This is a genomic window from Shinella sp., from assembly GCF_049651085.1.
Taxonomy (GTDB): Bacteria; Pseudomonadota; Alphaproteobacteria; order Rhizobiales; family Rhizobiaceae; genus Shinella.
Window position 1 is genome coordinate 133,696 of record NZ_JBASBL010000014.1, and the last position, 20,667, is coordinate 154,362.

21 protein-coding genes are annotated in these 20,667 nt (G+C 64.6%); 13 read left to right on the forward strand and 8 right to left on the reverse strand.

Annotation, left to right across the window (positions count from 1 at the left end; genetic code table 11):
• The first annotated feature begins 3 nt into the window (after nucleotides 1-3).
• From WA950_RS08595 to lpxK, 5 genes are all read left to right on the forward strand, one after another.
• Nucleotides 4-804: a 3'(2'),5'-bisphosphate nucleotidase CysQ gene (locus tag WA950_RS08595; protein ID WP_424551289.1), complete on the forward strand. Its 801-nt coding sequence runs from the start codon at nucleotides 4-6 to the stop codon at nucleotides 802-804.
• 60 nt (nucleotides 805-864) lie between these two features.
• Nucleotides 865-1,104: a DUF4170 domain-containing protein gene (locus tag WA950_RS08600; RefSeq protein ID WP_424551290.1), complete on the forward strand. Its 240-nt coding sequence runs from the start codon at nucleotides 865-867 to the stop codon at nucleotides 1,102-1,104.
• 107 nt (nucleotides 1,105-1,211) lie between these two features.
• Nucleotides 1,212-2,528: a lipid IV(A) 3-deoxy-D-manno-octulosonic acid transferase gene (waaA, locus tag WA950_RS08605; RefSeq protein WP_424551291.1), complete on the forward strand. Its 1,317-nt coding sequence runs from the start codon at nucleotides 1,212-1,214 to the stop codon at nucleotides 2,526-2,528.
• Nucleotides 2,529-2,539: 11 nt separating this feature from the next.
• Complete coding sequence (locus WA950_RS08610) at nucleotides 2,540-3,274, forward strand: HAD family hydrolase (RefSeq protein WP_424551292.1); 735 nt, start codon at nucleotides 2,540-2,542, stop codon at nucleotides 3,272-3,274.
• Nucleotides 3,275-3,379: 105 nt separating this feature from the next.
• A complete protein-coding gene (lpxK, locus tag WA950_RS08615) occupies nucleotides 3,380-4,411 on the forward strand; it encodes a tetraacyldisaccharide 4'-kinase (RefSeq protein WP_424551293.1) in 1,032 nt (343 codons plus the stop codon).
• 93 nt (nucleotides 4,412-4,504) lie between these two features.
• Here the strand turns inward: lpxK and WA950_RS08620 are convergent, their stop codons facing one another.
• Both WA950_RS08620 and mutL read right to left on the reverse strand, forming a co-directional pair.
• Nucleotides 4,505-4,741 (reverse strand): DUF2093 domain-containing protein, encoded by a 237-nt coding sequence (locus WA950_RS08620; RefSeq protein WP_424551294.1) that lies wholly within the window; start codon nucleotides 4,739-4,741, stop codon nucleotides 4,505-4,507.
• Nucleotides 4,742-4,808: 67 nt separating this feature from the next.
• A complete protein-coding gene (mutL, locus tag WA950_RS08625) occupies nucleotides 4,809-6,605 on the reverse strand; it encodes a DNA mismatch repair endonuclease MutL (RefSeq protein WP_424551295.1) in 1,797 nt (598 codons plus the stop codon).
• Between the two features lie 267 nt (nucleotides 6,606-6,872).
• Here mutL and WA950_RS08630 point away from each other — a divergent pair, with 267 nt between their 5' ends.
• From WA950_RS08630 to WA950_RS08640, 3 genes are all read left to right on the forward strand, one after another.
• Nucleotides 6,873-8,612 (forward strand): response regulator, encoded by a 1,740-nt coding sequence (locus WA950_RS08630; protein WP_424551296.1) that lies wholly within the window; start codon nucleotides 6,873-6,875, stop codon nucleotides 8,610-8,612.
• A 193-nt stretch (nucleotides 8,613-8,805) separates the two neighbouring features.
• The gene (locus WA950_RS08635; RefSeq protein WP_424551297.1) at nucleotides 8,806-10,164 is read left to right on the forward strand and encodes a putative bifunctional diguanylate cyclase/phosphodiesterase; all 1,359 of its coding nucleotides are present in this window, start codon (nucleotides 8,806-8,808) and stop codon (nucleotides 10,162-10,164) included.
• A 114-nt stretch (nucleotides 10,165-10,278) separates the two neighbouring features.
• Nucleotides 10,279-10,614, forward strand: a complete 336-nt coding sequence (locus WA950_RS08640) for a PilZ domain-containing protein (protein WP_424551298.1) — start codon at nucleotides 10,279-10,281, stop codon at nucleotides 10,612-10,614.
• A 99-nt stretch (nucleotides 10,615-10,713) separates the two neighbouring features.
• Here WA950_RS08640 and WA950_RS08645 read toward each other — a convergent pair whose 3' ends face one another.
• Nucleotides 10,714-11,649 carry a LysR substrate-binding domain-containing protein gene (locus WA950_RS08645; RefSeq protein WP_424551299.1) on the reverse strand — a complete coding sequence of 312 codons (936 nt, stop codon included), beginning with the start codon at nucleotides 11,647-11,649 and terminating at the stop codon, nucleotides 10,714-10,716.
• An 88-nt stretch (nucleotides 11,650-11,737) separates the two neighbouring features.
• Here WA950_RS08645 and WA950_RS08650 point away from each other — a divergent pair, with 88 nt between their 5' ends.
• Nucleotides 11,738-13,279, forward strand: coding sequence for a trimethylamine methyltransferase family protein (locus tag WA950_RS08650; RefSeq protein WP_424551300.1), 1,542 nt, complete (start codon nucleotides 11,738-11,740; stop codon nucleotides 13,277-13,279).
• Between the two features lie 90 nt (nucleotides 13,280-13,369).
• Here WA950_RS08650 and WA950_RS08655 read toward each other — a convergent pair whose 3' ends face one another.
• The 5 genes from WA950_RS08655 to WA950_RS08675 form a co-directional block, all read right to left on the reverse strand.
• Nucleotides 13,370-14,044 carry a PRC-barrel domain-containing protein gene (locus WA950_RS08655; RefSeq protein ID WP_424551301.1) on the reverse strand — a complete coding sequence of 225 codons (675 nt, stop codon included), beginning with the start codon at nucleotides 14,042-14,044 and terminating at the stop codon, nucleotides 13,370-13,372.
• A gap of 201 nt (nucleotides 14,045-14,245) precedes the next feature.
• On the reverse strand, nucleotides 14,246-15,130 hold the full coding sequence (locus tag WA950_RS08660; protein ID WP_424551302.1) for an SMP-30/gluconolactonase/LRE family protein: 885 nt from the start codon (nucleotides 15,128-15,130) through the stop codon (nucleotides 14,246-14,248).
• Entirely contained in the window at nucleotides 15,127-15,765 is a 639-nt protein-coding gene (locus WA950_RS08665; protein WP_424551303.1) for a 2-dehydro-3-deoxy-6-phosphogalactonate aldolase, read from the reverse strand. Before WA950_RS08665 ends, WA950_RS08660 begins: the two co-directional genes overlap by 4 nt.
• A gap of 75 nt (nucleotides 15,766-15,840) precedes the next feature.
• The gene (locus tag WA950_RS08670; protein ID WP_424551304.1) at nucleotides 15,841-16,773 is read right to left on the reverse strand and encodes a 2-dehydro-3-deoxygalactonokinase; all 933 of its coding nucleotides are present in this window, start codon (nucleotides 16,771-16,773) and stop codon (nucleotides 15,841-15,843) included.
• Nucleotides 16,770-17,531: an SDR family NAD(P)-dependent oxidoreductase gene (locus WA950_RS08675; protein WP_424551305.1), complete on the reverse strand. Its 762-nt coding sequence runs from the start codon at nucleotides 17,529-17,531 to the stop codon at nucleotides 16,770-16,772. The genes WA950_RS08670 and WA950_RS08675 overlap by 4 nt, the downstream gene beginning before the upstream one ends.
• A gap of 106 nt (nucleotides 17,532-17,637) precedes the next feature.
• Between WA950_RS08675 and WA950_RS08680 the strand changes: the two genes are divergently transcribed.
• The 4 genes from WA950_RS08680 to WA950_RS08695 all read left to right on the forward strand — a co-directional run.
• Nucleotides 17,638-18,423, forward strand: a complete 786-nt coding sequence (locus WA950_RS08680) for an IclR family transcriptional regulator (protein WP_424551306.1) — start codon at nucleotides 17,638-17,640, stop codon at nucleotides 18,421-18,423.
• 262 nt (nucleotides 18,424-18,685) lie between these two features.
• The gene (locus tag WA950_RS08685; RefSeq protein WP_424551307.1) at nucleotides 18,686-19,417 is read left to right on the forward strand and encodes a helix-turn-helix transcriptional regulator; all 732 of its coding nucleotides are present in this window, start codon (nucleotides 18,686-18,688) and stop codon (nucleotides 19,415-19,417) included.
• A gap of 85 nt (nucleotides 19,418-19,502) precedes the next feature.
• The gene (locus WA950_RS08690; RefSeq protein WP_424551308.1) at nucleotides 19,503-20,246 is read left to right on the forward strand and encodes a helix-turn-helix transcriptional regulator; all 744 of its coding nucleotides are present in this window, start codon (nucleotides 19,503-19,505) and stop codon (nucleotides 20,244-20,246) included.
• Nucleotides 20,247-20,391: 145 nt separating this feature from the next.
• Nucleotides 20,392-20,667 (forward strand): iron-sulfur cluster assembly protein (locus WA950_RS08695; RefSeq protein ID WP_424551309.1); only part of this gene is annotated, 276 nt, incomplete at its 3' end.

Consider the following 20,667-nt stretch of genomic DNA (forward strand, 5'->3'; position numbering starts at 1 on the left):
ACCATGACCACCCCCGCCAGCGACTGGACCGCCGACCTTGATCTCCTGGTCGGCGCTGCGCGGCTTGCGGGCGCCCGCGCGCTCGAGTTCTTCCGCAAGGAGCCGGAAGTCTGGTGGAAGCATGGCGGCCGCTCGCCGGTCAGCGCGGCCGATTTCGCCGCCAACGACATCCTCAAGAAAGAGCTTCTGGCGGCCCGCCCCGGATATGGCTGGCTGTCGGAGGAGACGGATGACGATGCCGCCCGGCTTGATAGCGAGACCGTCTTCGTCATCGACCCGATCGATGGCACGCGCGCCTTCATCGCCGGCAAGGACATCTGGTGCGTCAGCGCCGCCGTCGTCCATCACGGCCGGCCGGTCGCGGGCGTGCTCTTCGCGCCCTCGCTTGACGAGATTTTCACCGCTGCGCAGGACGGACCTGCCCTGAAGAACGGCCAGCCGATCGCCGTAACGCCGCCGGATGCCGCGCGCCCGACGCGCATGGCCGCGCCCGAGGATATGGCTCAGGGACTCCAGATGACCGGCGGCGTGCACCGCATCCCGCATGTGCCTTCGCTCGCCTATCGTCTCGCCATGGTGGCGGACGGGCGCATCGACGCGACGCTGGTCAAGCGCAATGCGCATGACTGGGATCTGGCGGCCGCCGACATCATCCTGATGCGCGCCGGCGGTGCGCTCGTCACGCTCGACGGCGAACCGCTTGCCTACAACCGGGCGGTTGTCAGCCATGAGACACTGGCGGCGGCCGGCCTGTCCCGGCTTTCAGGGCTTGTCGAAGCCGCGCGGAACCTTGCCGGCCATTGACCTTTTCTGCGGAATGCCGCAAACCGTCTGCCGAAATCGGCACAATAAAAGAGAGAAAACATGACCGAATCGACTGAACCCAAACAGCTCCTTCATCTCGTTTTTGGCGGCGAACTGAAGACCCTTGCGGATATGCAGTTCCGTGACCTGAACAACCTCGATATCGTCGGCATCTTCCCCGATTATGCGAGCGCGCTCACGGCCTGGAAGTCCAAGGCGCAGCAGACCGTCGACAATGCGCATATGCGCTATTTTATCGTGCATATGCACCGTCTTCTGGACCCGCAGCAGCAGGGCTGAGCCGCGTTCCCCGACATCGTCCCGCGCGGCGCGGCTGCGCCGGACAGAAGAACTGGACCTTGCATGATCCACGATCGCCCGAAAGCTGCAACGAGGGTGTCCCGCCGATGAGCAGACGGCTCGCCCGCGCAGCACTTTCGTTCTATCGCTGGGGCGGCTTCGCGCTCTATCCGGTGGTCGGCCCCTATCTCGCGCTGCGCGCGGCCAAGGGCAAGGAAGAGCGCTCCCGCCGCCGCGAGCGCTACGGCATCGCCAGCGTCGAGCGTCCCGCCGGGCCGCTCGTCTGGTTCCATGCCGCCAGCGTCGGTGAAACCAATGCGATCCTTCCCCTGATCAAGGAAGTGCGCCGCCGCGGCATTGCCGTGGTGCTCACCACCGGCACCGTCACCTCCGCCAAGGTCGTGCAGGATCGCCTCGGCAGCGATGTCATCCACCAATATGTGCCGCTCGACCTGAAGCCGGCGGTCAGCCGCTTCCTGGAATACTGGCATCCCGATCTTGCCATCATGGCGGAATCGGAAATCTGGCCGATGACCATTCTCGAACTCGGCCGCCGGCAGATCCCGCAGGTTCTGGTCAATGGCCGCATTTCCGACCGTTCCTTCCCGCGCTGGAAGCGCCGCCATGCAATCGCCGATGCGCTGTTCGAGAATTTCTCGCTGGTCATCGCGCAGTCCGAAGTGGATGCCGAACGGTTCCGCGCGCTCGGTGCCCTGCCGGTTCTCGTTTCCGGCAATCTCAAGGTCGATACCGATGGGCCGCCGGTCGATCCCGTCGTGCTGAAAACCTATCTCGACCAGATTCCGGGCCGGCGCAGCTGGGCGGCGATCTCCACCTTCGAGGGCGAGGAAGCGGCTGCCGGCAATGTGCACCGCGTGCTGAAGGAACGCATTCCGGGCCTGCTCACGATCATCGTGCCGCGCCATCCCGAGCGCGGCGACGCCGTCGCCGACATGCTGACGGCGCGCGGCCTCAAGGTCGTCCGGCGGACATCGGGCGACCCGCTGACGCCCGAGACGGATATCTTCCTCGGCGATACGATCGGCGAGATGGGGCTTTACCTGCGCATGACGGAGCTGGCCTTCGTCGGCCGCTCGCTCTTTGCCGAAGGCGGCCAGAACCCGCTGGAGCCGGCCATGCTCGGTTGCGCCATCCTGTCGGGCCCCAATGTGCAGAATTTCCGCGAGGCCTATCAGCAGCTCGCCCGCAGCGGCAGCGCCAAGACGGTGCGCGATGTCGAGATGCTGGCCAAGGGCGTCAACTATCTCCTGACGCATGACGACACCCGCCAGCAGATGATCGATGCGGGGCAGGAGACCGTGCAGGAAATGCGCGGTGCGCTGCGCGCCACGGTCAAGGGGCTGGAGCCCTACATCAATCCGCTCACCGTGAAGGCGCGGCTGCATCCACGCCAGACTTCCTGAAAGGACGGGACATGACCAAGGCAGCGACGATTTCCGGCATCCTCTTCGATAAGGACGGGACGCTGCTCGACTATGCCAAAAGCTGGGTGCCGGTGAACTACGAGCTTGCCCGCATCGCTGCGGGCGGCGACGAGGACCTTGCCCGCAAGCTGCTGGTCGCGGGCGGCATGGATCCGGATACCGGCTATGTCATGCCCGACAGCCTGCTTGCCGCCGGCAACTCGGTGGAGATTGCCGATGGCATGGTCGCCGCCGGCGCGCCTTTTACGGTGGAAGCGCTGACCACGCTGTTCGACGGGCTTTTCGCCAATTCCGCTGGCCTTGCCGTCGCCGTCACGGACCTTGCCGCCTTCTTCGCCACCATGCATGCCCGCGGCTTCTGGCTCGGCGTCGCTTCCAGTGACAACGAGGCCTCCATCCGCGCGACCGCGAAGCGCTTCGGCTTCGAAAACTACCTGCACTACGTCGCCGGCTACGACAGCGGCTTCGGCATCAAGCCCGAGCCCGGCATGGTGCTCGGCTTCTGCGCGGCGACGGGCCTCGAGCCGCACGAGGTCGCCGTCGTCGGCGACAACAATCACGACCTGCACATGGGCCGCAATGCCGGCGCCGGCCTGACCGTCGCCGTGCTGACCGGCACGGGTTCGCGTGCCTCGCTGTCGGACGCCTCCGACTATTGCCTCAACGACATCACCGAGCTTGTTCCGCTGTTTCCCGAGGCGGCTGCCGCCCGTCCGGTGGCGTGAGCCGCCAGATCGGCCCATGCCGTCACTGCCCGCAGTTGATTTTCCGCGCCGTCTCGCGTTTCTTGGACCGCAACGACCGGGCAAGGGAATCCGTGGGGGACCCGCATGGTAACTGAAGCGCCGCCATTCTGGTGGACGAAGCCGGACTGGCGCGCCTATGCGCTCCTGCCGGTTTCGCGTCTCTATGGGCTGATCGCCGGCCAGCGCATGCGCAAGGGGCGGCGCGCCGAAATACCGGTTCCGGTCATCTGCGTCGGCAATTTCACGGTCGGCGGGGCCGGCAAGACGCCGACCGCCATCGCGCTCGCCCGCGCGGCCAAGGCCCGGGGCCTCAAGCCCGGTTTCCTCTCGCGGGGCTATGGCGGCTCGCTCGACGTCACCACCGTCGTCGATCCGAGCCATCACCGTGCCCGCGCCGTGGGTGACGAGCCCTTGCTGCTCGCCCGCGAGGCGCTGACCGTCATTGCCCGCAAGCGGGCGAAGGGCGCGATGAAGCTGGTGGAGGAGGGCGCTGACCTCATCATCATGGATGACGGCTTCCAGAGCGCCCAGCTTGTCTTCGACTATGCGCTGCTCGTGGTCGACACGCGCCGCGGCATCGGCAACGGCTATCTCGTGCCGGCCGGGCCGGTGCGCGCGCCGATAGACGAACAGATGCGGCAGGCAAGCGCGCTGCTGGCGATAGGCAATGGCGATGCGGCCGACCGGCTGATCCGCCAGGCCGCCCGCGCCGGCAAGGCGATCCATCCCGCAACGCTCGTCACCGTGGGGGCGGACGATCTGGAAGAGCAGGTCGTCATGGCCTGGTCAGGCATTGCCGACAACGAGAAATTCTTCCGCACCGTGGCCGAGACCGGCGCGCATCTCTATGTCACGCGGAGCTTCCCCGATCATCATTATCTCAGCGACGATGAAGTGGCCGAAATTCTCGATCACGCCGAGGCGCATGATTATCGGCTCCTCACCACATCCAAGGACAGCGTGCGGCTCGGGGGCGGGCACGGCCGGTCGGAGGAACTGAAGGAAAGAAGCCGGGTGATCGAGGTCGAAATCCGCTTCGACGACCCGAAGGGGCCGGATGCGATCATCGATGCGGCGATCGCAAATGCCCGGCGGCGGAAACTGGGGAAGAGCTAGAGAAATTCCGGTGAAACCCGGCTCACCGCAATTACTCCAGGACTTTGTTCTTGCCGCACTATCCGACGCCGAAGCGATGCCGTTTCGGCTGGATTAGCGCTTCTGGTTCGGCAGGGCGCCGGCGCGCTTCTCGGCGTCCAGCGAGGCGGCGCAGCTGACATAGGCCTCCTGGCGCGCGACGCTCCAGTAGCGCAGTTCGTCGACCGGGACAGTCTCGCCGGTCATTGCGCAGGTCACATGCGAGCCGGGCATCAGAATCTGGAAATCGCCGTCGAGATAGCGGATCTTTGCTTCGCGGCTGCCGCCGCGGCCTTCCATATGGTTCATCATCGATCTCGGTATCCTATCAAGAATTGCAGCCCTGCATATCGCGCCGAACGCCAGAGTTCCAGCGTTTTCAGCTCCGGCCGAACAGCCGTTCGATATCGGAAAGCTTCAGTTCGATATAGGTGGGCCGTCCATGGTTGCACTGGCCGGAGCCGGGCGTCGCTTCCATCTGCCGCAAAAGCGCATTCATTTCCTCCGGCCGCATGCGCCGGCCCGAGCGCACCGAACCGTGGCAGGCCATGGTGGCGGCGAGATATTCGAGCTTGTTCTTGAGGCCGCTCGCCGTGTCCCATTCCGCCAGTTCATCGGCAAGTTGGCGGATGAGCCCGGCGGCATCCATCTCGCCGAGCATGGCGGGCGTTTCGCGCACCGCGACCGCGCCTGGCCCGAAGCGCTCGATGCCGAGGCCAAGTTTCGCGAATTCCTCGGCGTGCGACACCAGCCGGTCGCAATCGTCCTCCGGCAGGTCGACGATCTCGGGGATCAGCAGGGCCTGTGCGGGGACGGTGCGCGAATGCAGGGCATTGCGCATCTCCTCGAAGACGAGCCGTTCATGCGCGGCGTGCTGGTCGACGATCACCAGCCCGTCCTCGGTCTGCGCGACGATATAGTTTTCGTGCAGCTGCGCGCGCGCCGCGCCCAGCGGGTGGCGCTGCGGCTGCTCCTCTTCCGGCAGGGCGGCGGAAGGCGTGAACATCGGCTCGCTGCGCGCCGAGGGCGCGGCGAATTCGGCAAAGCCCGCCTGCCGCTCGCGCAAGGGGGCGGGGGAGGTCTCGAAGGGCCGGTAGGGCGAGGCGGTCGGCGTCCAGGGCGCGGAAGGGCGCTGTGCCTCCGGCCGGAAGGCGCGCATCAGGCCGCTTGCGCCGGTTGTCGACGCCCGGTCGCCCTCGCGGGCAAGCGCCTCGCGGATCGCGCCGATGATGAGGCCGCGCACGAGGCCGGGGTCGCGGAAGCGCACGTCGGATTTCGCCGGGTGCACATTGACGTCGACCAGCGCCGGATCGATCGTCATGAAAAGTACGGCGACCGGATAGCGCCCGTGCGGGATGGTTTCGGCATAGGCGGCGCGCAGCGCAGACCAGACCAGCTTGTCCTGCACCGGGCGGCCGTTGACGAAGGCGAACTGGTTGAGGCTGTTGCCGCGGTTGAAGGTCGGCACGCCGGCAAAGCCGGTCAGCCGCACGCCCTCGCGCTCCGCATCGATCTCGATGGCATTGTCGCGGAAATCGCGGCCGAGCACCTGCGCGATGCGGGCAAGCCGGTCGGTGCCGGTTGCCGGAAATTCCAGCGTCGTGCGGTCGGCGCCGGACAGGACGAACCGCACATGCGGGAAGGCGATCGCCATGCGGCGCACGACGTCGGAAATGGCCGAAGCCTCCGCCTTCTCGCTTTTCAGAAACTTGAGGCGGGCAGGCGTCGCGAAGAACAGGTCGCGCACCTCGACCACGGTGCCGCGATTGGCGGCGGCCGGGCGCACCGGCTCCACCTTGCCGCCCGTCACGCTGATCTCGGCCCCTTCGCTCGCCTCGGCGGTGCGGCTGAGCAGCGAGAGCCTTGCGACGGAGCCGATCGAGGGCAGCGCTTCGCCTCGGAAGCCGAGCGTGCGGATGTCGGTGAGGCTGTTGTCGAGCTTGGAGGTGCAGTGGCGGCGGATCGCCAGTTCGAGATCGACAGGCGCCATGCCGCCGCCATTGTCGGTGACGCGCAGCAGCGTCTTGCCGCCGCCGGCCGTGGCGATCTCTATCCGTGTCGCGCCGGCGTCCAGTGCGTTCTCGATCAGTTCCTTGGCCGCGCTTGCCGGCCGTTCGATCACCTCGCCGGCGGCAATCTGGTTGATGAGGGTTTCCGAAAGCTGCTTGATGCTCATGGCGCCATTTTCGCGGATTCGGCCGTTCCCCGCCAGTGGCCAAACCGGCTTATCCCGGCCTCTGCACATCCGCCGCCCGAAATGGTTTAAGCAGGCTTTAATAAAATGCTGCGAACGTGCGCCTGCGCTTGTATGAGCACAAGCTGGCCGGTCCTTCCCGGTGGACGATTTCAGCGTCGCTGTCCGCTGACATTCCCGTCAAGTCCCAAGGTGCGCGAGCGCCGTTCAGCATGTATCCGGGGATGCCAGCAGGCGAGGACTGCCATTATGAATGATGTAGCGCCGTCAGACGCGCACATCCGGTCGGGAATGTTCGAGGCCGCGTGCGATATCCTCGCCGCCGCGGTGATTGTCTATGACAGGAACGATTGCCTGGTCTTCGCCAGCCGTCAGGCCCTGCGCTATTTTCAGGTCCCCGCCGATACGCTGAAACCCGGTGCGCGGCTGCGCGACGTGATGGGCGCGATCTTCGACAGCGGCGTGCGCTACGGCATCGCGCCGGAGCAGCGCAACAAGGCAGTCAATCGCGAGGAGTGGATTTCCACCCGCATTTCCGTCCACTGGCGAGAGCAGTACGAAGCCATCGAACGGCTCGGTCGTGACCGCTGGGTCCACTTCCGCAAGCGCCGCCTGCCGAACGGCTACAATGTGACGACACTCGTCGACGTGTCCGAGCACAAGAAGCAGGAAGGGCAGTGGCGCGCGGATCTCGAGCGCATCGCGCTGACGGAGGAAATCCTCGAAACCCTGCCGTCGCCCATGGTCATCAAGGACCGGAACCTTTCCTATATCGCGGTCAACGCGGCCTTCTGCGCGATCTATGACGTCAGCTCGGGCAGCATACTCGGCCGCTCGATATGGGCGCTTGCCGATGCGACGAGCGCCGAGCGTATCGAAAACAGCGACCGCGCCGTACTGGAGACGGGCGAACCCTTCACGCAGGCCGAACATCTCACCCGCGCCGACGGCTCGGATCTCTACGCCATTACCCGCAAGTACAGGATCGGCGCGCCGGAGAACCATGCGGTCGTGACGGTCATGCAGGATGTGACGGCATTCGTGACCGGCGAGAGGGCCATGACGGATGCGGGTGACGCGTTGCTGCGCGTGCCCGGCGGTTTCATAGAGGCGCAGAACTGCTTCGATCCGGTGCGCGATGCGGAACGTCGTCTGCTGCTGGACCAGCTGGATCTGGAAGACCTGCACGCGGTGGCGGGCAAGAGGATCCTGATCGTCACGTCCAATCCGCGCATCGAGGACATCCTCGTCGGCGAGATCAAGGCGCATGGCGCCGATTGCTGCGCGGTCCGCAGCGCGCGCGAGCACGACGCCTTCCTCACCCTTGCCGACAGGCATGGCCTTGCCATCGATCTGATCGTCATGGACGACAACCTGCCGGACCACGGCGTCATAAGGCAGAACGGCCGCGGCCTCGCCATCCAGTCGATCGCGCTGGACGGCATCGGGACCGACCTGATGCGCGCCCTGGTCGATGAGCACGAGCTTCTGACGGAAAACGGTTCGCCGCTCGGCGATATCGTTACGCCCGTCCCGCTTGCCGACGACTGGTACATCGCCACCGACATCACGACCATGCCGCCCGCCACGGTGGGCGATGTGGAGGTGCTGGTCGCCGAGGACAACCAGATCAACCAGTTCGTTTTCTCGCAGATCCTCGAAGGCATGGGCATTTCGCACCGCATCGCCGAGAACGGCGAGGAGGCGGTCACGCTCTGGCGCAAGCATCAGCCGCGCCTCGTGCTGATGGATATTTCCATGCCGGTGATGAACGGCATCGATGCGGCGATGGAAATCCGGGAAGCCGAGAAATCGACGGGAACCCGCACGCCCATCGTCGCGGTCACTGCCCAGGCGCTCAATGTCGACATGCAGAACTGCCTGGATGCAGGCATGGACGACTATATCACCAAGCCGGTCAGCCCAGAGATGATCGAAGCCATCTACCGCCGCTACGCCGCGACGAAGCCGGAGAAATTCGTCGCCTAGGGAAGCGTCCGCAAGCGTTCGAGGCGTTTTCGCGTCCTGTATCGCGTGGGCATGCGCGGAACGGGCGGTCAACTCCCTATAAATGGGGAGAGTTGAGGGGAGGACTGGGGGGTACTTGCTATGCTTTTGTTAACGGTCATGCCTCATCGTGGGCAAGTCGCCGGAAATAGGGTGCAAGTACGGGAAATCATTGATGAAGTCTGCTGATCACGCGACACTGGATGTTTCCCAGACTGATCTTCATACCATGGCATATACCGACCCGCTGACCGGGCTCGGCAACCTCTATCGCCTGCGTGACAAGGTACGCCAGATCGCCAAGGAGCGCGAGGAAGACCCCGCGCCCTTCGCCATCGGCATCGCCAATCTCGACGGCTTCAAACCCATCAACGACCTTTTCGGCCCGCGCGCGGGTGATGAAATCCTCTGCCAGGTGGCCCACCGCCTGAAAGCCTGTATTCCGGACGGCGCGACCGTCACCCGGCATGGCGGCGACGAGTTCGCCTTCGTGCTGCCGCTCGTCTTCGAGCGCAAGGGCGCCGAAAAGATCGGCCAGATGCTGCGCGAGGTGCTTTCCGCGCCCTTCGATCTCGGCGATCGCAACGTTCGGCTTTCCGCCTCCTTCGGCTTTGCCATCTATCCGTTCGCGGGCGAGGATTTCACCGAGCTTCTGAAAAGCGCCGATACCGCCCTCTACCGCTCCAAGCGCCGAGGCCGCGGCCAGATCACCGTCTATTCGCAGGAAATCGCCCAGGAGATGAAGCGTGCCACGCAGCTCGAACAGGCGCTGCGCAATGCCATCATCGCCAATGAGGTGGACGTGCATTTCCAGCCGATCGTCAGCCTGCGCGACGATACGGTCGTCGGCTTCGAGGCCCTGGCGCGCTGGTGCGATGCCGATCTCGGCTATGTCTCGCCGGCCGTCTTCGTGCCGCTTGCCGAAGAGCGCGGCTTCATCGATGCGCTCTCCGATACGTTGCTGCGCAAGGCGGCGGAAGCGGCGCTCTCCTGGCCGCGCGAACTCTTCCTGTCCTTCAATCTCTCCTCCGCCCAGTTGATGGACCCGAAGACGGCGTTCAACACGCTGGCGATCCTCAACCGCGTCGGGCTCGACCCGCGCCGACTGGAACTGGAGATCACCGAAACCGCCGTGATGACGGATGCCGATACGGCGCAGAAGATCGTGGGCGAGCTGCGGGCCGCCGGCGTGCGCATCTCGCTCGACGATTTCGGCACCGGCCAGTCGAGCCTCGGGCGTCTGCGCGATTTCACCTTTGACAAGGTGAAGATCGACCGCGCCTTCGTCTCTCGCATTTCCAATGACAAGGCGTCCGAGCATATCATCAAGGCCATCGTCGCCATGTGCGAGGGGCTCGATCTGGCGGTGGTGGCCGAGGGCATCGAGGATTTCTCCGAAGCCCTGAAATTGAAAGCGCTCGGCTGCGGGATGGGGCAGGGCTATTTCTACGGAAAGCCGGCCGATGCGGTCGCCACCATGCGCTTCCTGGCCGATCGCTATATCTGTGTCGAAGGCCGCGCCGCTTCGGCCTGACCAACCGTCCCTGAATAAGCCAATTCATTAAAATTGCATGTTTCGGTTTAGCCGGGCGGCAAGCACTGGTTGTTATGCTCGTCGTCATCGAATGGGTGAGGGATGGAGCCAAGGATGACCAGCATCAAGGATATGCCCGTCAGGGCGACCGATCGTTCCAGAGTGCGCATTTTCGCAGATGTCCGGGTCATGCACCAGACGACACGCGGCCGGGTCGTCGACCTGTCGCCGAGCGGCATGGCGCTCGATCTGGAAAAGCCCATCCAGGTGTCGCCGGGGCAACTCGTGACCATCGAGAGCGAGGAACTGGGACGCCTTTCCGGCACGATCCGCTGGCTCAGCAATGGTCGGCTCGGCATCCAGTACAAGTTGTCGACCAATGCGCTGGCGCAGATCACCTCCTACTTCCGCTTCTTCCATGAAGAGGTGCGGCCGGTCCTGCGCCGCTAGAACAGTTCCGGTGAAAACCGGATCGCCGCAACCGCTCTAGGGGTTTGTTTTTGCCGCATTATCCGGCGCCGAAGCGATCCCGCTTCGGCTGGAAATGCGCTAGCGCGCCGGGCCTTCACCAGCCCGGCTCACCCGGCCTTCTTCCACGAGCCAGTCGCGCACGCGCCTGGCCGGACCGTTGAGTTCGCGCGAGCGCGGCCAGACGACGTGGAAAGCGTCGTCGGTTTTCAGCACATGGCCGCCGACGGGAACGAGCGCGCCCGAGCGCACCTGTCCCTCGATGAGGTGCTGCCAGCCGAGCGCCACGCCTTCGCCCGCCAGCACCGCCTGGATCACCAGCACGTAGTCGTTGATGGCGAGCCGCCGGGCCTGCGCCGGGTATCGCACACCGGCGCTGGCGAACCATTCCGGCCAGTCGCAGGCGGCGCGCACCGGTTCCTCCAGATGGATGAGCGGCAGCTTCAGCAGTTCTTCCGGTGTCTGTGGATGTCCACGGCTTTCCACGAAGGCGGGGCTTGCGACAGCCGTGACGACTTCCGGTGCGAGCAGCGCGGAATGATAGCGCGGCCATTTTGCCGGATCGCCGCCGCGGATGCCGAGCGGGATCGGTTCTTCATCGAGGTCGAGATCGCGCACGCTGGTCTGGATGCGCAGGTCGATATCCGGCAGGTCGGCCCGCAGCTTGGCAAGCCGCGGCAGCATCCACATCGATGCGAAAGCCGTGGAGGCGGCAAGCGTCACATTGGCCTCGCGCCCCTTGGCGCGAATGTCTTCCGCCGATTTCTGGATGCGCGACAGGCCGAGCGATACGTCGGCATGAAACCGCTCGCCGGCATCGGTGAGTTCGACGGCGCGGTGGACGCGGTGAAACAGCGCGACACCAAGCTGTTCCTCCAGATTGCGCACGGCATAGGACACAGCCGCCTGCGTCATGCCGAGCTCGGCGGCGGCGCGGGTGAAATTCTGATGCCGCCCGGCCGCCTCGAAGATGATGAGGCTGGAGGCGGAGGGAAGCAGGCGGCGCAGGGTTTCCATAAGCTCACCTTATAGTGTCGAATAATTTTTACCAGCGTTACAACCGGGTTTTTCCCGCCTAGCCTCGCTTGGAATTATGGAGGCGATCATGGGTGAGGCAGCAACGAACGAAGCACCGGCGCGGCGGGGCAGGGGCATACGGCGGGACAACACCGCCAAGCCGCTTGGCGTGCCCTATATCGTGCGCGCAATTCCGACCTATGACGTGCTTTCGGAGGAAAATCTCCAGAAGATCGAGCGCGCGGCGGATCGCATCCTCGCCGAGGTCGGCATCGAGTTCCGTGACGATCCTGCCACCATCGACCACTGGAAGCGCGCCGGCGCGAAGGTGGAGGGCGTACTCGTCCGCTTCGAGCCCGGCATGCTGCGCGAGATCGTTTCCTCGGCACCGGCCGAATTCACGCAGCACGCGCGCAACCCGGCCAACAACGTAGAGATCGGCGGCAACAAGGTCGTCTTCTCGCCCGCCTACGGCTCGCCCTTCGTCATGGACCTCGACAAGGGCCGGCGCTACGGCACGCTGGAGGATTTCCGCAATTTCATCAAGCTCGGCCAGTCGAGCCCGTGGCTGCACCATTCCGGCGGCACGATCTGCGAACCCGTCGATATTCCGGTGAACAAGCGCCATCTCGACATGGTCTACAGCCATATCAAATATTCAGACCGCGCATTCATGGGCTCGATCACCGCCGAAGAGCGCGCGGAGGATTCCATCGACATGGCGCGCATCCTGTTCGGCGCGGATTTCGTCGATAAAAACTGCGTCATCCTCGGCAATGTCAACGTCAACTCGCCGCTCGTATGGGACGGCACCATGACGAAGTCGCTGCGCGCCTACGCCCGCGCCAATCAGGCCGCCGTCATCGTGCCCTTCATTCTCGGCGGCGCTATGGGACCCGTGACGAATGCCGGCGCCATCGCCCAGTCCTTCGCCGAAACGCTTGCCGGCTGCGCGCTGACCCAGCTCGAACGCAAGGGCGCGCCGGTCATTTTCGGCAACTTCCTGTCCTCCATGTCGCTGCGCTCCGGCTCGCCGACCTTCGGCACGCCGGAACCGGCCATCGGCTCCATGGTGGTCGGCCAGCTTGCCCGCCGCCTGAAGCTGCCGCTGCGCTGCGCCGGCAATTTCTCCAATTCCAAGGTGCCGGACGGACAGGCCATGCAGGAAGGGCTGATGTCGATGCTGTCGGCCGTGCATTGCGGCGCGAACTTCATCCTGCATTCGGCCGGTTTCCTCGATGGCCTGCTCTCGATGTCCTATGAAAAGTTCGTCATGGATGCGGATCTGTGCGGCGCGCTGCATTCCTATCTCGCGGGCGTCACGGTCGACGAGAACACGCTTGCCATGGATGCCTTCCTGCAGGTCGGCCCCGGCAGCCATTTCCTCGGCTGCGACCACACGATGCGCAACTACCAGACCGCCTTCTGGGATTCGACGCTCTCCGACAACGAACCCTTTGAAAAATGGAGCGATGAGGGCGGCTCGACGGACATGGCGACCCGCGCCAATCGCCAGTGGAAGAAGACGCTCGCCGAATACGAAGCGCCGCCGCTGGATGTCGCGGTCGACGAGGCGCTTTGCGACTACATGGACCGCAAGAAGGCCGCTATCGCGGATGCGTGGTACTGATCTTTCGGACATCGTCCGAACAGGACGGCAATGAAAATCCCGGCGGCGCAGGGAACGCCACCGGGCTGGAGGTCAATAGAACCCGCCGGATTATTCGACCGGCTGGGTCGTCGCGGGGGCCGTGCCCGTATCGGTCGTCGATGAGGTCGTCGCGTCATCGACCGGGGCATTGGCCTGGCGTTCGGCGACCTGCTGCGCCTTCGTCTTGAATTCCGGCGCAGCCTGCAGGCTTTCGGCCGTTTCGGTCGTCGTCAGCTTGACGTCTTCCGTTTCCGGGGCCTGCGTGATCGAGATCGTGGTGAACGGAACGGCCACCCACTTTTCGCCGATGCCCAGGAAGCCGCCGACACCGATGATGGCTGCGGTGATGCCGCCATCCTTTTCCATGATCAGGTCGGAGATCTTGCCGATGCTTTCATCGGCGCTGTTGTAGACCGCCTGCCCGATATAGGTGTTGGCGCTGATCTGTTCATCGGACTGTGCTGCCAGATAACCGCCGCCAGCGGCCGGAGCCTGGGCGGTATCCTCGGTTGCCGTGCCCGTAGCCGGCGTCTGGGCCGTGTCTTCGGTCGGCGTCGTGCCCGGGGTTGCGGCGGTGTCGTCCGGGGTCGTGCCCGTTGCGGCGTCACCGGTCATGCCCGGCTGCTGCTCCATGGTCTGGCCGGCGGACGGCTGGGTGGTGTCCTGTGCATACGCTGCCGGAGCAAGGGCCGCGCCAAGAAAAATTGCACCAGCGGCAACGGAAGTAAGAAGCTTGTTGGTCATTGTGAACCTGCCTTTCGTCTCGTTGGTATCAAGGCGCGGCGGAGGTGTGAAACGTGCCCGTCCGCACCGGCTGATGGACAAGGAACGGGCCCCCAACTGTTTGGTTCCGATAAAAATTGCCTTCCTTTTGATGACAGCCATGCAAAAGGAGCGGCTCACCCGGTAAACGGGTGGCCGCTCCTGTGTTCAACGGGCAAAGGGTCAGAGCGCGAATTTCGGCTCGAAACGGCCCTTGACCGCAACGCCCAGCTCGAATGTCTGGCCGGCATGCGGATCTGCAAGGCGCGCGGCCGCGTCCATGTCCGCCCAGGCGGAGGTCACCAGCAGCCGGTCGGCCTTCTGGCCGATGAAGGCTGTGCAGCTTGCCTGCGAGGCCGGCACCTGGTGGCGCGCGACCTTCGTGCCGTCCGGCTTGTAGACGTCGACGGCGTTCGATCCCCAGCGCGCATTCCAGATCAGCCCGTCCGCATCGCATACCGAACCATCGATGCCGCCGGGTGTCCCGCTCCCATCGCTGAGGATTTCGGGCTCGCCGGTCGGAAGACCGGTTTTCGGGTCGAGCGTCACCTTCATCAGATGGTTGATATTCGTATCGGTGAAATAGCCGGTCGCGCCATCCGGCGAAAAGCAGATGCTGTTCGGGATGGTGACGTTGGCGAAGAGCTTCGTTACCCGCTCGCCCGCGACATGATAGATCGCGCCGGAATGTTTTTCCGCGCTGCGGCCCATCGTGCTTGCCCAGAGTGCGCCCGAAGGGTGTACGCGCCCGTCATTGGAGCGATTGACCGCCTTGTCCTCCAGCTTGACGAAGGGCGTGAGCCTGCCGTCCGCGATGTGCCGGATGAAGAGGCCCTGATCGGAAACGATGAGCTGGCGCTCTGCATCGATGACCGCAAGCACGCTGCCGAGGAAGGGCAGGTCGTGCACGGCCTTGGTCATGGTCGAAAGATGCAGTTCGTGCAGCTTCTGGCCAATGATGTCGAACCAGAAGGCCTTGTCGCTCGCCGGATCGTAGGTCGGGCCTTCGCCGAGCTGGCAGCTCGTCTCGCAAAGGACGCGGCCGGTGAAGGAATGGGTATCGGTCATCTGGTCGCTCCGTAGACAGCATCATAGGCATCGACCGTCGCCTTGCCGCGCGCGCGCACGTCAGCGGCGCTCATGCCGGGCTTGTAGATGCTGGAGCCGAGGCCGAAGCTGCGGATGCCGATGGCGGCATAGTCGGCAAAGTTCTTGTCCGACACGCCGCCGACGGCCGCGATCTCCAGCTCGGCCGGCAGCACCGTGCGGATCGCCTGGATGCCGGACGGGCCGAGCACGCTGGCCGGGAAGAACTTCAGACCCGTCGCGCCGGCGCGGGCGGCGGCCAGCGCTTCCGTCGGGGTGAAGACGCCCGGCATCGTCACCATGCCCTTGGCGGCGGCGGTCGAGATGACATCCGGCTCGACGTTCGGGCTCACCATCAGCCGGCCGCCGATATCGGCGAGGCGGTTGACGTCCGCCACCGTCAGCATGGTGCCGGCGCCGATGAGGCAGCCTTCGGGCGCCATCTTCACGGCGATCTCGATCGACTTGAAGGGCTCCGGCGAGTTCAGCGGAATCTCGATCGCGGTAAAGCCGGTCTCGATCAGCGCGCCGACGACCTCTTCGGTCTCGCTCGGCTTGAGGCCACGCAGGATGGCGATCAGGGGATACTTCATCGGGGGGAAGGGAATGCGGCTCATAGCTTTTACTTTCTCAGAGCAATTCCGGAAAAGGATGATGCGGCTTCGCGTCCGGAATTGCGTTGCAGTTCATGTTCAGAAGGACCAGAGCGCCCTGGCGCCCGCGGCAAGGCCATGGCGCACGGCGATATCGGCGTCGATAACGGAGGCTGAAAGGCCCGCAGCGGCCAGCGCTTCCTTGTAGAGTTCGCCGAGCCCGCCCGAGACGACGAGCGCAATCGGCGTGCCTTCGGCGACGAGCGAGAGGGCGCCGGCAATTTCCAGCCCGATCATCGTGCCGGAAAGGCGTGCCTTGGCATCCACCGGCGAAAGCCCGGCGATGAGCGAGCCGGCCCGCACGGTGAAAATCTGGTTCGTGGCAAGCGCAGGATTGGCCACCATGCGCGAGACGGCCGCGCGGAAGGCGGGGTTGTCGCCGGAAATTGGGCCGGCTTCGGCAATGGCGTGGCTGAGGGTGGTGTTCGTGGCGATGGCCTCGAAAAGCTCGCCCGTCATGAAGGTGGAAAAGCCTTCGACCTTGCCACCGGACAGGCGCACCCATTTGCTGTGCGTGCCGGGCATGCAGACGAGGTGAGCGCCGTCGCCGAGTTCGCCGGCCGCGCCGAGAAGCTGCGTTTCCTCGCCGCGCATGACATCGGGCGTCATCGCGTCCCGCTGGGCAAGGCCGGGCAGGATGCGGATATCCGCATCGACGCCGGGAATGCGCACGGCGGCGGCGGGAATGTCGGCAAGGGCGGCAGGCGTATCCAGATAGCCGGCCTCGACCCAGCCCTGCTTGGCGCCGGCCATGCCGCAGACCAGAACGGGCAGGCCCTCGGGCGCGGCAATGGCGGAAAGATGGCTCGCCAGCACCTCCATGAAGCCGGTGCGCGCGGCAGTGGTCATGCCCTCGCCGCTGCGGCGCTCGGCCAGCACGCTGCCATCCCGGGCGATGAGCCAGAGGCGGAAGCTGGAAGTACCCCAGTCGACCGCGACATAAGCGGGTTCGGGGTTGGGTTCAGTTGTCAAAGCATGCCTCCATCGACGATGAGCGTTTGTGCGGTGATGGCGGCGGATGCGTCCGACGCCAGGAAGAGGCAGGGGCCGACCATATCCTCGGCGACGAGCGAGCGCTTCAGGCACTGCCGGGCGATGCCGCCGTCGATGGCCGCTTCATCGATCCACAGGCGCTTCTGCCGTTCGGTCAACACCATGCCTGGCAGGATGGCGTTGACGCGGATCCTGTCCGGGCCGAGCTTGCCGGCGAGCGATTTGGTCAGGCCGATGATGCCGGCTTTCGCGGCGGCGTAGCCGGGGAGTTCCCCCATATTGAGCAGGAAGGCGATGGACGAGAAGCTGACGATCGCCCCGCCGCCGGCCTTGCGCATGTGCGGCACGACGGCCTGCGCGGCGAAGAAGTGGTGGCGCAGGTTCACCGTCTGGTTTTCGTCCCAGTCGTCGGGCTCGACGGTTTCCAGCTCATGCCGGTCGTCGCGCGCCGCATTGTTGACGAGCACGCGGATGCCGCCGAGCACGGATGCAGCCTCCTCGACGGCGGCGCGCAGCGCAGCGATGTCGCGCAGGTCCACTCTTATATAGTGCGGGAGATGCTCGACCTTGCCTTCCAGCTCGGAGACGAGCGCGCGGCTCGGGGCCTCGGCAATGTCGAGAAAGGCGACCCGTGCGCCCTCGGCTGCAAAACCCTCGACCAGCGTCGCACCGATCCCGGTGCCTCCGCCAGTGATGAGGACCCCCTGTCCTGCTAGATCCGGATAGCGCCCCGCCATCGTATTTCTCCGAGAGTATTCCACTATGTGGAACTGAGTTTGACTATTTGGAATTATTTCGGTAGCTTGGCAAACTGTCAAGAGATTGCGGGGAGCTGCGACGCTGATGCGCGAACGGAACGAGGAGAGCGGTACGGGCACGCTCGGCAAGGCCGTTTCCGTGCTGGAGACGGTGGCGCTCGCCGATCGGCCGATGCGCTTTACCGATGTGCTCGCCGTCAGCGGCCAGCCGCGCGGCACGCTGCACCGCCAGCTTTCCCATCTGGTGCAGGAGGGACTTCTCGAACTGCGCGCCGACCTTGCCTATGTGCCGGGCCTGCGCCTCTTGAAGCTTGCCTCGGCCAGCTGGGGGCGCAACGACTTCCGCAGCGTCGCAGCGCCCTTTCTCGAGGCGCTTCATCAGGAAACTGGCGAGACCGTGCATCTCGGCGTCCTGCGCGGGCAGGAGGTCATCTATCTCGACAAGGTGGAAAGCCGGCAGGCCGTCCGGATGAACTCGCAGATCGGCAATGCCTCGCCCGCCTATTGCACGGGTGTCGGCAAGGCGGCGCTTTCTGTGCTGGATGCCGCAGCGCTCGATACGGCTCTATCCGGCATGGAATTTCGTCGCTTCACGCCGCAGACCATCACCAGCCGTCCGGCGTTCATGGATGAGCTTGCGCAGATACGTGCGAGCGGCGTCGCCTTCGACCGGGAAGAGCACGAGCCCGGCATCCGCTGCGTCGCCGCACCCGTGTTTGACGCTGCCCGGTCGCTTGTGGCGGGCGTCTCCGTCACCGGGCCGGCCTATCGGGTGGGGCAGGAACAGCTTGAGCATTGGGCCCCGCGCGTTCGCCACGCGGCCGGCGCCATCATGGAAGAACTGTCGGCAAAGCTCGGGCCACAACGATAAGTCGATTTCGAAGCGGGCGAGAAGACCACAGAGTTGTCTTGCGGTCTTATTTTACGGTAAATTAGAAAATGGCGCTGGACGTGGATTGGGGTCGCCATTAGCTTTCGTAACGGCGAACTTGAACGTTGCGTCGTTCACCGCAGACTTGAGGTGCGGTTCTCGAACATACTTGCATTGGGATACGGGGGTTCCTGAGGCAAGCAAGTGCATTGTGCTGGCAGGTCCTGCCGCATAGTCGCGTGCGTGCTGAAGGGAGATGGTTATGGCGGATCGATTCCACACGACGACATCTGCACAGTTCCAAAACCGATGGGACTCGAGCCCGGTATCGGAAGAGGATGTTGTCGACACGCTGGAAGCTATCGTTAAACGCTTCGATCTGCGCGGCTATCTTCTGATCACGGTTCCGTCCGAAACCTCGACGGACTTCTCGTCCAACGTTCTCATGACGTCCTGGCCGGACGAAATGCTGAAAACCTACGATCATGCGGGCCTGATCTTCGGCAGCCCCGTCATCGAGCGCCTGCGCCAGAGCACCACCCCGTTCACCTACGATGCCGATCGCACGAACCGGACCCGTCTCGATGGCAAGGCGGCGATCGCCGCGGCGCTTTTCGAGCGGCATGGCGTGCCGCGCGGCGCCTATTTTCCGGCGCACAATTCGGCGGGCCTGCGTGGCGCGCTGGCCTTCGGCGGTTCGCGCGAGCCACTGCATCCGCGCGAGATGGCGGAACTCAACGCCGTGGCGAACCGGATCTTCACCGAGGTCATCGAACTGCGCGAAGGCCGCAGGCAGAACGTCTCCCTCTCGCGCCGCGAGATCGAGTGCCTGTCCTGGGCATCGGCCGGCAAGACCAGTGTGGAAATGTCCGAAATCCTCGGACTCTCCGAATATACCGTTAATCATTATCTCAACCGTGCCACGCGCAAGCTCGACGCGGTCAACCGGGTTCAAGCGGTCGCCAAGGCGATCCGCGCCGGACTATTGAGATGAGGCACAAGAACCCTTGCGACTTTCTGGAATGCGTGCGGTCCCGCTCCAATTGCTCAAGGCGAGGAAAAAAACATTGCGGGGCACCATGACGGCTGACGAAACCAGCGGCGGCGAAAGCCAAGTACAGGACGAGGGCGCAGAAATTGCAGCCCTCGAAACCCAGTTCGATATCGTGCGCTACATGCGGCGCAAGTGCGAGGAATACCGTCTCAAGTTTTTTATCGTCTTCACCCTGCCGGGGTTCGAGGCGGAAAAGATTTCGGCCTATTCCATCGTCAGCAACTGGCCGCAGGAAGTTCTTTCCAAATACGATACCCTGCGCATGGTCCGCCACAGCGCGGGCATCCGCAAGCTGCGGCTGACCACGGTGCCCTTCTCCTATGACATGCGCGAATGGATCGGCGAATCCTCGGGCGATGCCGATTTCACCGAGCTGATCGATCTCTTCACCAAACATGGCATGCTGCACGGACATTTCTTTCCCGTGCACGATGCGCTCGGCAATCGTGGCGCCGTCGCCTGGGGTGGCGAGAGCGCCACGATCAGTCACGACGACCGTCTGATGCTCCAGATGATCTCCGTCCATCTCTTCAACCGGCTCGCCGAAATAGGCTCGGCCTGGAAGACCGGCCAGGTGGTGCTCACCGAGCGCGAGATCCAGTGCCTCAGCTGGACGGCCGCGGGTAAGACGAGCCTCGATATCGCCGAAATCCTCGGCCTGTCCGAGCACACGGTGAACCACTACCTCAATCAGGTCACCCGCAAGCTGGAGGCGGTCAATCGCACCCAGGCCGTGGTCAAGGCGATCCGTCGCGGGCTGATCGCCTGACCGGGGTGCAGCGGGCGGTCTGAGGCAACCTGCCGCAAAGCTGCGCCTGCCCTTTGAGGGAAATTCGTTTGGCTGCGGCCTCTCCGTGCACTATCTACGGGGGAGGGCTGCGGGCCGATCCCGCGACAGGGTCTACGAGGGTTTCATGACGGACGTAAGCAAGGAACAGGTGCTGGAACGGTTGCGCACGGTGCGCGGCCCGGACATGGACGGCAACATCGTCGATCTCGGGCTCGTCTCCGACGTCTTCATCTCTGACGGGAAGGCCTATTTCTCGATCACCGTGCCGGCCGAACGCGCCCGCGAGCTCGATCCGATGCGCGCCGCCGCCGAGCGCGTTGTCAAGGAAATTCCCGGCATCAACGCCGCCATGGTGGCGCTGACTGCCGACAAGCGCGCCGCCTCCGGCCCGGCCGCATCC